Source organism: [Clostridium] symbiosum ATCC 14940, assembly GCF_000466485.1.
Classification (GTDB): domain Bacteria; phylum Bacillota; class Clostridia; order Lachnospirales; family Lachnospiraceae; genus Otoolea; species Otoolea symbiosa.
Window position 1 is genome coordinate 25,008 of sequence record NZ_KE992823.1, and the last position, 8,508, is coordinate 33,515.

The 8,508-nt window shown below is 49.4% G+C and carries 11 protein-coding genes; 1 reads left to right on the forward strand and 10 read right to left on the reverse strand.

All coding sequences use genetic code 11. The features are described from left to right. Positions 1–182: 182 nt before the first annotated feature. The 10 genes from ftsH to CLOSYM_RS03445 form a co-directional block, all read right to left on the reverse strand. A complete protein-coding gene (gene ftsH / locus CLOSYM_RS03400) occupies positions 183–1,961 on the reverse strand; it encodes an ATP-dependent zinc metalloprotease FtsH (protein ID WP_003504848.1) in 1,779 nt (592 codons plus the stop codon). A gap of 42 nt (positions 1,962–2,003) precedes the next feature. Beyond that, a complete protein-coding gene (gene hpt, locus CLOSYM_RS03405) occupies positions 2,004–2,528 on the reverse strand; it encodes a hypoxanthine phosphoribosyltransferase (protein WP_003504847.1) in 525 nt (174 codons plus the stop codon). Further along, entirely contained in the window at positions 2,518–3,945 is a 1,428-nt protein-coding gene (gene tilS / locus CLOSYM_RS03410) for a tRNA lysidine(34) synthetase TilS (RefSeq protein WP_003504846.1), read from the reverse strand. Before tilS ends, hpt begins: the two co-directional genes overlap by 11 nt. Before the next feature lie 161 nt (positions 3,946–4,106). After that, positions 4,107–5,525: a SpoIIE family protein phosphatase gene (locus CLOSYM_RS03415; protein ID WP_227072570.1), complete on the reverse strand. Its 1,419-nt coding sequence runs from the start codon at positions 5,523–5,525 to the stop codon at positions 4,107–4,109. Between the two features lie 188 nt (positions 5,526–5,713). Next, a complete protein-coding gene (locus CLOSYM_RS03420) occupies positions 5,714–6,037 on the reverse strand; it encodes a septum formation initiator (RefSeq protein ID WP_044902104.1) in 324 nt (107 codons plus the stop codon). Next, positions 5,988–6,623 (reverse strand): spore cortex biosynthesis protein YabQ, encoded by a 636-nt coding sequence (yabQ, locus tag CLOSYM_RS03425; protein WP_003504843.1) that lies wholly within the window; start codon positions 6,621–6,623, stop codon positions 5,988–5,990. The genes CLOSYM_RS03420 and yabQ overlap by 50 nt, the downstream gene beginning before the upstream one ends. Before the next feature lie 24 nt (positions 6,624–6,647). After that, positions 6,648–6,932, reverse strand: a complete 285-nt coding sequence (yabP, locus tag CLOSYM_RS03430) for a sporulation protein YabP (protein WP_003504842.1) — start codon at positions 6,930–6,932, stop codon at positions 6,648–6,650. Positions 6,933–7,001: 69 nt separating this feature from the next. Then, entirely contained in the window at positions 7,002–7,241 is a 240-nt protein-coding gene (locus CLOSYM_RS03435) for an RNA-binding S4 domain-containing protein (protein WP_003504841.1), read from the reverse strand. A 4-nt stretch (positions 7,242–7,245) separates the two neighbouring features. Further along, entirely contained in the window at positions 7,246–7,521 is a 276-nt protein-coding gene (locus CLOSYM_RS03440) for an HU family DNA-binding protein (protein ID WP_044902105.1), read from the reverse strand. Positions 7,522–7,606: 85 nt separating this feature from the next. Continuing rightward, positions 7,607–8,038 carry a MazG family protein gene (locus CLOSYM_RS03445; protein WP_171032270.1) on the reverse strand — a complete coding sequence of 144 codons (432 nt, stop codon included), beginning with the start codon at positions 8,036–8,038 and terminating at the stop codon, positions 7,607–7,609. Positions 8,039–8,324: 286 nt separating this feature from the next. On the opposite strand from CLOSYM_RS03445, the gene CLOSYM_RS23165 reads away from it, so the two are divergent. Continuing rightward, on the forward strand, positions 8,325–8,508 hold a 184-nt coding region (locus CLOSYM_RS23165), incomplete at its 3' end, for a hypothetical protein (protein WP_207638255.1).

Here is an 8,508-nt window from a genome sequence, read left to right on the forward strand (position 1 = left end):
GGGGGGGGGTTACGAGTATTATAATAGCACAGGTGCCAAAATAAGTCTGCACAAACATCAAATAATTAACCCGTTTTTTTTGTGCATATTGGGCACCTCTTTTTCCACCTTTTGGCAGAGTGCCTATCATATCGCACAAAAGCCGCTGCAATCAATGGTTTTTGATTGTAGCGGCCCTGAAATCAGGCAAAAAGTGCTTCAAATTCCGCCTGTCCTATCTTCTCTTTTTCCAGAAGAAGCTCACAGCATTTATGCAGTACATCTTCATGTTCAAGAATCATTTTTTTGGCTTTTTCGTGGCAGTCGTCAATAATCTTCTTCACTTCACTGTCTATCGTACTGGCCACTGTCTCACCATAGCTGCGTGCATGCGCCAGATCACGGCCGATGAATACTTCATTGCTGTCCCCGCCGTAGTTAATCATTCCGACTTTGTCGGACATGCCATACTCCGTCACCATGGCTCTTGCAATGGACGTAGCCTGCTTGATGTCCTGAGACGCGCCGGTAGTGATGTCATCAAATATAATCTCCTCCGCGATACGTCCTCCCAAGGATACCATGATGTTCTGGAGCATCTTCCCCTTCGTCATATGCATGTCATCGGTCTCCGGCAGCGGCATCGTATAGCCCGCAGCCCCTATTCCGGTAGGAATAATGGAAACCGTATGAACCGGCCCCACATCGGGAAGCACATGGAAAAGTATTGCATGGCCCGCTTCATGATAAGCGGTAATCTTTTTATCCTTTTCCGAAATAACCTTGCTCTTCTTCTCAGCGCCAATCCCGACCTTGATAAATGCCTTCTCAATGTCTGCCTGCATCAGGAACTTCCTTCCGTCTTTGGCGGCATTAATGGCGGCTTCGTTCATCAGGTTCTCCAGATCGGCACCGGTGAATCCGGATGTCGTCTGGGCTATACGGTGCAGATCCACATCCTCGCCCAGCGGTTTATCCTTCGTGTGGACACCGAGTATCTCCTCGCGTCCCTTCACATCTGGCCTGCCGACCGCCACCTTCCTGTCAAACCGGCCCGGACGCAGAATCGCCGGATCCAGGATATCCACACGGTTGGTAGCTGCCATGACAATGATTCCCTCATTAACTCCAAAGCCGTCCATCTCTACAAGCAGCTGATTCAGCGTCTGCTCCCTCTCATCATGGCCTCCGCCCATACCGGTTCCCCTCTGGCGGGCCACGGCATCAATCTCATCGATAAATACGATACAGGGGGCATTCTTTTTGGCATCCTCGAACAAATCACGGACACGTGATGCGCCCACGCCGACAAACATCTCCACGAAATCCGAACCGGATATCGAAAAGAACGGAACTCCGGCTTCTCCGGCCACTGCCTTGGCAAGAAGCGTCTTTCCTGTTCCGGGAGGGCCCACCAGGATAACGCCCTTTGGGATCCTTGCGCCGACTCCCGTGTATTTCTGCGGGTTTTTAAGGAAATCCACGATTTCCTCCAATTCTTCTTTTTCCTCCTGAAGCCCGGCAACCTTTGTGAAATTGATATTGCTGGTCCGGCTCATCTTTGCACGGCTCTTGCCAAAATTCATCATCTTCGCATTGGCGCCGCCTCCGGAACGTGAATTCATAAACACAAAGAAAAAGATGAGCACACCGGCCGAAAGCGCAATCGGAAGGATTACGGTCATGAAATAATTGTCCTGCTGGACTTCTGCGACCTTGTATGCAATCCCTGCGTCTCTCAAAGCTGTCTCGATTTCCTTCGTGTCAAGAACATAGAAATCCTGCTTATCGCCGGATGTCATGTAAAGCTCCACTTCTCCTGTCGGTGTTTCCCGGTTCGGCTTGATCACTGCACTGCTGATGCTCCCGTTTTCCACATTCATCATAAATTCGGGATAACTGATCTTACCCGGCATAAACATGCTCTGGTTTCTTGTACTGAATAACATTATGAGGAGCATTACAAGGATCAGAAGTCCCATGCCCCCTCCAAATGACTGCCGCTGTTTCAACTGGCTTCCTCCTTATACTTCCACTACTCCTATATATGGTAAATTCCGGTACTTTTGATCATAGTCAAGTCCATACCCGACTACGAACTCATCCGGGATGGTAAAGCAGGTATATCTGACCTGAACCTGTTTCTTCACACGGCGCTCCGGTTTGTCTAACAGAGTGCAAAGCTCGATGCTCTTTGGATTTCTCTGCTTCAGAACCTCGATCAGGTAGGAAAGCGTCCTTCCGGAATCAATGATGTCCTCTACGATAATAACTTCCTTTCCCTCAAGCGGTTCATCCAAATCCTTGACAATCTTTACGATACCGCTGGATTTCGTCCCCGCACCATAACTGGAAACGGACATAAAATCAAGGGAAACCGACAAATCCAGACGTTTCGCCAGCTCGCAGGTGAAAAATACGCCGCCCTTTAAGATACAAATTAAATGAACGTGTCTTCCCGCATAATCCCTGTTGATTTGCTCCGCAACTTCACTGATTCTTTTATTTACCTCTTCTTCTGTTAACAATACCCTGATCTTATCGGCCACTGTCTGTTCCTCCGTCTGTTTGTACTTGTAATATATTTTTCGTCTGTTCCGTTACCTTGTAATATTCGCTGATACGGTATCCCACAATCCATAATACATGGCTCCCCTCCGCCAGAAGCAGAACCGCATCCCGGCTTTCCCTGGGAATCTTTTCATCAATCATAAAGGATTTTACCGACTTCCTGCCTCCCGATGCCAGCGTAATATAGTCGCCTGTTTGGCGGTTCCTGACAGATAACGTATCTTTTATTTTATCATAATCAAACCATTTCGTATACTGGTTTTTGGGAATTTCCTGCTGATTTTGCCGGGGAAAAACCTGAAAATCAAGCCGGGCCGCCGCCCTTTCCCCGCTCCTTTCCGGACCGGCAATTGAATCCGGCATGGCATACGCCTCTTTTCCACGGCTGAATATGAGCCTGCCGTATTCAATTCCGGCCGTCATGCCATAGGGAAGATTCACTTCTTTCCCTGTCCCTTTCCCTAAAAGTTCCAGGACACTGTCTATATGCCTGGCTGTAATATCTTTTAGAGGACAGCCCAGTTCCCTCAGGATAATGCGCACAGCATACCTCCTGATAATCCTATCCTCTTTCAGCAGCTCCGCTGCCATAAAGACTGCGGTTTCCTTGCCGTTTTCTGTTCCGGCATTCCCGGCAGCCGCCGCAACGGCATGCTGGCGCACCCACTCTCCGGCCGTCTTTTCCAGATACCGGTCCGCCTCGCAGATATGTTCGCCGGCCCTCAGAATATTTTGGACTGCCTGCCCGTTAATGCGGGATGTGATTACCGGCAGCAGTTCATTCCGGATCAGGTTTCTCGTATAATCTGTCCCGCTGTTGGTGGAATCCTCCACATACGGATATCCATGCGCCCGGAGCCAGTCCAGTATCTCCCGGCGCTGCGCCCACAGAATCGGGCGGATAATCCTGCCCCTGACCGGCGGTATCCCGGACAGGCCTTTCAAGCCTGAACCCCGGAAAAGGTTGTGAAGGATTGTCTCCGCACTGTCGTTTCCATGATGGGCAGTAGCGATATGGACATGGTTCCGGCCGTCTTTCTCCCACAAAAGCGCCTCTGCCTCTAAAATCCGGTATCTGGCCCGGCGTCCCGCTTCCTCCACTGATATCCCTGCTTCCCGGGCTTCTTCAGCCGCGTTGATTCTTACTGTTTTAAACGGGATATCAAGCTCTTTGCACAGTTCTTCCGAAAAGGCGGCATCCCTGTCAGCCTCCGATCCTCTGAGCCCGTGGTGGACATGGACTGCCCGAAGCTCAATTCCAAGCTCTTGCCTGAGACACCGCAAAATACGGAGCAGACAGACGGAATCCGCTCCTCCGGACAGGCCTGCGATCACTCCGTCTCCCTGTTCAGCCATATGATATTTTTGAATAAAATTAAGAGTCTCTTTCTTCATAATATAATTCCCGGTATCTGCCCGTTACCATTCACGGTCTGTATTCCGCGAGGTATTTTCCTACGCATTTGCTGCGCTGACCGTGCGAAAATGTAACGGCAGCAAGCATCCCTTCGCCTGTTTGCCTACAGTATACAGGAATCCCGTCCGTTTCACAAGGGCTATCTCTCAAAAACTCCCCCCACAAGGACCGTCATATCATCTCCCGGCTGCTCTTCAAACGAACCGGCAAACTCAAGGATCCGCTCCGCCATCTCCTGCGGATTGCCTGTCCCGGTTCCTTCCAGAAAATCTTTCAGCGTTTCTTCTTTGTTTTCACCCGGCAATGCCTCCAGCACTCCGTCACTGACCATAATAATTCTGTCATTATCCCACATTTTCCGCGACAGGAGTACCGGTTCCACGGTCTTTACCACACCCATCGGCACATCCCCCGCTTCCAGGACCTCCACTCCGTCATGTCCCACAATGAACGTCGGCACGGCTCCCAGCTTCATTGCCTCCAGAACCCCCGTATACAAATCCACGCAGCACAAATCCAGCGTTGCCGGATTCTGTTCCGTGCCTGCCAGTAAAAGCACCGTATTGACCAGTTTGAGCGCCGAACGGGCGGAAAATCCGGTCTCCAGAAGCTGCTGTGTCAGCTCCACCACCTTGCTGCTGTCCTCGTTTGCCAGAGGGCCGCTGCCCATACCGTCCGACAGGCTCATAATCACCTGGCGCGGCAGCCCTTCATGGATGGTAAAATTATCCCCTGATATCAGCTCGCCCCCCTTTGCCGCTTTGGCCACCCCATGGAGCATTCTGTATTTTCCCTCCTCGACGAAGCGGAATGTGGCCGCATTCCTGGTAATAATGCTCTTACTGTCCTTTGCCGGACTCCATTTCCGGCCCGACATGGCCCGTCCCACCAGATCCGCTGCATCCCGGGCCGTCATGCATCTGCCGTTGGTGCTGCGGACGGTGAGAAACGCTTCCTTTTGCTCATTCTCGTATTCAAGCATCAGCATATTCTCCACCTTCATGTGGTGGCGGCGGAAGATGTACTTGATCTGTTCCTCCCAGTCTCCGGTGATATCCGTCGCATTTTCCATCTGACCGGAAAACTCCTCCAGGATGGAAGCAAGTTCACGGAACTGCACGATGACGGTGTCCCGGCTCTCCAGAAATCTGTTTTTCCACGACAGATTCATCGTGGCCCGTCCCAGGTTCCGGTTCAGATGCAGGACATAGTCATCCTTTCTCCGGCACGCCTCATTGAACAGCCGGGGCATGTCCTCCATGTCGATTTTCCCTTTCTGTTCAAATGCGCGGAGAAGATAGTAAAGATAATAGCTGTCCTCTCTTTTGCTGCCTGAGTACAGATTGCATCTTACACAGTCTCCGCAGACCGCTGCCGCCGCAGTCTGCATGGCTGCCAGACCGTCATCCTTTGTCAGCTGCCGTCCTCCCCCGATTTCGTCTGCAAACGCCTGAGCCAGGCCGCTCAGCGACATTGCCATATCCTTCAGGCGTCTGGCCGTATAGACATTGACATCCGCCATGTCTCTATGTAAACTCTTCTTTTTAAGCACAAAAATCCCTCCTAACCTGCGTGAAACCATTATATACAGGCCGGAGGGAAATATTTGTCAAATTAATTGGTGGAATACCGGAAATCGTACGACAGATAACCTCAGGTTTCGCCCGAATCCGCTTCTGTTATTCCTGTTTTTGCATCTTTACCGGCCTCTGCTCCGTATCAGTTCATGCCGTCTGAACTGCTACGCTACTTCTTTTCCTCCGGCTTAAGCAGAATCTCATCTTTATTGACAAGACCCAATTTTTCTTTGGCTACTTTCTCAATATATTGTTTCGTCTGGACATAGACACGGTACTGTTCCAGCTCCGCCGCTCTCTCCTCTTCCGCCTGGACCTGGGCCTTCAGATTTTCCTCCCTGATTTGATAATTCAGATCTTTCTTTTTCAGGTCAAGCCCTTTTAAGTGAACCGCTGTCGCCAGGCTCAGAACCACCAGAGTGATGCCGATCAGTGCCATGCGGTTATTCAGATTTTCTTTCTTTTTTCTTCTCATTCTTCCGCTTTCCCGCATCTCTCTCCTCTTCCGCCTTTCTGCTCCTGCGTAATTCCTGTTCTTCTTTCTCTTTTAAAAGAATCTGTCTCTTCGCTTCCTTCTCCTGCCAAAGCCGCTGCTTTTCTTCCCGCTTTTCTTTCTGTTTTTCTTCCCTGTGTCTCTGCTTTTCTTCGCGCAGTCGAAGTTTTTGCTCTTTCTTTTCCTTTTGTTTCTGTTCTCTCAGGAGGCGCTGCTTCTCTTCCTCTTCCAGCTGCTTCTGCCTGATCTTTTGACGTTTTATTTTTCTTATTGTAAGATATTTCTCCACTTTTTTCAAGAGCCTAAGCAAAATACGGCTGACGGTCAGATTATAGACAAGCATTCCCATAAGAACGCCGAATATGGCATACCATCGGAGTATCCCGTCATTCTGCCCAAACAGCAGGAGAAACGTGGTAATGCTGGAGCCTGCCCAGTAAACGGCATCTTCAATGCCTGTCCAGAAATTGCCATGGGGAATCAGGGTTCTGAACAGTCTCAGGCCGTCGTAAACCATCATCAGGCAGATTCCCACCGTCAGGCTCGCAGCCAACAGCTGTAATTCATAGCGAATTGTCATGCTCATCCCATTTTTGCCCGCCTTTTCTTATTATTTGAACAGCCGGTTAAACAGGGATTCTCCTGATTTGCGGTAATTCTCATTGGAGGAATAGGCAAAGCTGTCGAACGTCCCCTCTATGTCAACCTCCCCTTTTTCCAGCGTCAGCCGGCTCACATGCAGGCTTTTGCCTTTCACTGTCAGGAGACCCATATCCGTATCCAGTATAATCTGGTTTTCGTCGAATGACACCACGTCCTGGATTCCGGTCACACTGCCCGTCCCTCTGCCCGTTACCTCCAGCTTATGAGGCCGCCGGTTTAACTTTTCTTCCATGCAAAAAACCTCCTGATATATCTAACTATTGTTAAATATATTAGGAGGTTATCCTCTTTATGTTAAAACTCACAAATAACGATAAAGATCTTTCGCTTCGTCCTTCTTGACCGTCTCTGCCACGTCCAGCACTTCTACTTTCACAGACTTCATACCAAACTGGATTTCGATAATGTCGCCCGTCTTTACATTCAGGGACGCCTTGGCCGGTTTGTCATTAACCAGAACCCTGCCGGCATCACAAGCCTCATTGGCTACGGTTCTTCTCTTAATCAGGCGCGAAACCTTTAAAAATTTATCTAATCTCATAGAATTATGCGTTTACCATATCCTTTAATGCTTTTCCAGCTTTGAATTTAGGTGTTTTGGAAGCTGCGATCGGCATTGTCTCGCCAGTCTTAGGATTTCTTCCTTCTCTTGCTGCTCTCTCTGCTACTTCAAATGTACCAAAACCAACTAACTGGATTTTCTCACCTTTAATTAATTCATCAGAAACCACATCAGTGAAAGCTTTGATTGCCTTCTCTGCGTCCTTTTTGGAAAGTTCTGCCTTTTCTGCCACAGCAGCGATTAATTCGGTCTTATTCATTTGATATATTCCTCCTGTCATCTTCTCATATGAGCTCATATTACTCAAGTTTTCTTGTAATGCTTTACTTTACATTTATATACATTTATCCTTGTTTTGTCAAGGTTTTTTGCTCTTTTTTACTCTTTTCCTCCGTTTTTATTCGGTTCCATAAATCAAGTCCTTCTTCTGATGAATTAACTTTCTCATCCCCGAATACGTTAGGATGCCTTCTGACCATCTTTGCGCTAACTCCGTCCACAACATCGTCAATTGTAAAAAGTCCTTTTTCCTCTGCTATCTGGCTGTGGCTCATCACCTGGAACAGGAGATCCCCCAGTTCCTCGCAGAGATTTTCGGGGTCCTGATTGCGGATTGCGTCGATTACCTCGCCCGCCTCTTCCTCCAGACAGGGTATCAGACTCTCATGGGTCTGACGGCGGTCCCAGGGACAGCCATTTTCCGAGCGCAGCGTGCGCATGATTTCACGCAAATCTTCAAAGGTGTATTTTTTACCGGATTCATGGATTTTATCCATGTTTTTGCTTTTATCTGTATTATTCGTACCTGTTTCGTTTATCTGATCCATTTTGAAACCTCCTGTCGCTTCTGCCGCTGCCCGGCAGTTCCCGCCGGCGGCGAATAGTAATGCGTGATGACTATAACAGCTGATGGCAAAAGTATAGCACAGGTAAAACAGTACGGCAACCGCAGGATGCATTCAGATAGGGGATTTAGTTAAGCAGGTGAGGACGCCGCCGGGATGGCCGGCGGACGGGGGATGGTGTGGTGTTATGAGTCTTTCGTCCTGAGGGAGAGTTGTCGTGAGTTGGGACTTCGGAGAAGATATAATCTGCGGAGCACGTTTCCACTCGGTGGAATGCATCGCGCTGCTAAGCTCGAAAAAACCTCGCAAAGCAGCGATGGATTCCAAAGGCATCCGCAGATTATATCTTCTCCTCCGTCCCAAAGGCAGGTTGTCGCCGGGACGAAAGACTCCGCCGGGTG

Coding starts and splice junctions, on each gene's coding strand:
- ftsH (WP_003504848.1), bottom strand. CDS start 1,961: ATGGGACTTCTGATCCTTGTAATGCTCCTCATAATGTTATTCAGTACA.
- tilS (WP_003504846.1), bottom strand. CDS start 3,945: ATGAAGAAAGAGACTCTTAATTTTATTCAAAAATATCATATGGCTGAA.
- CLOSYM_RS03420 (WP_044902104.1), bottom strand. CDS start 6,037: ATGCGGGAAAGCGGAAGAATGAGAAGAAAAAAGAAAGAAAATCTGAAT.
- yabQ (WP_003504843.1), bottom strand. CDS start 6,623: ATGAGCATGACAATTCGCTATGAATTACAGCTGTTGGCTGCGAGCCTG.
- yabP (WP_003504842.1), bottom strand. CDS start 6,932: ATGGAAGAAAAGTTAAACCGGCGGCCTCATAAGCTGGAGGTAACGGGC.
- CLOSYM_RS03435 (WP_003504841.1), bottom strand. CDS start 7,241: ATGAGATTAGATAAATTTTTAAAGGTTTCGCGCCTGATTAAGAGAAGA.
- CLOSYM_RS03440 (WP_044902105.1), bottom strand. CDS start 7,521: ATGAATAAGACCGAATTAATCGCTGCTGTGGCAGAAAAGGCAGAACTT.
- CLOSYM_RS03445 (WP_171032270.1), bottom strand. CDS start 8,038: ATGGATAAAATCCATGAATCCGGTAAAAAATACACCTTTGAAGATTTG.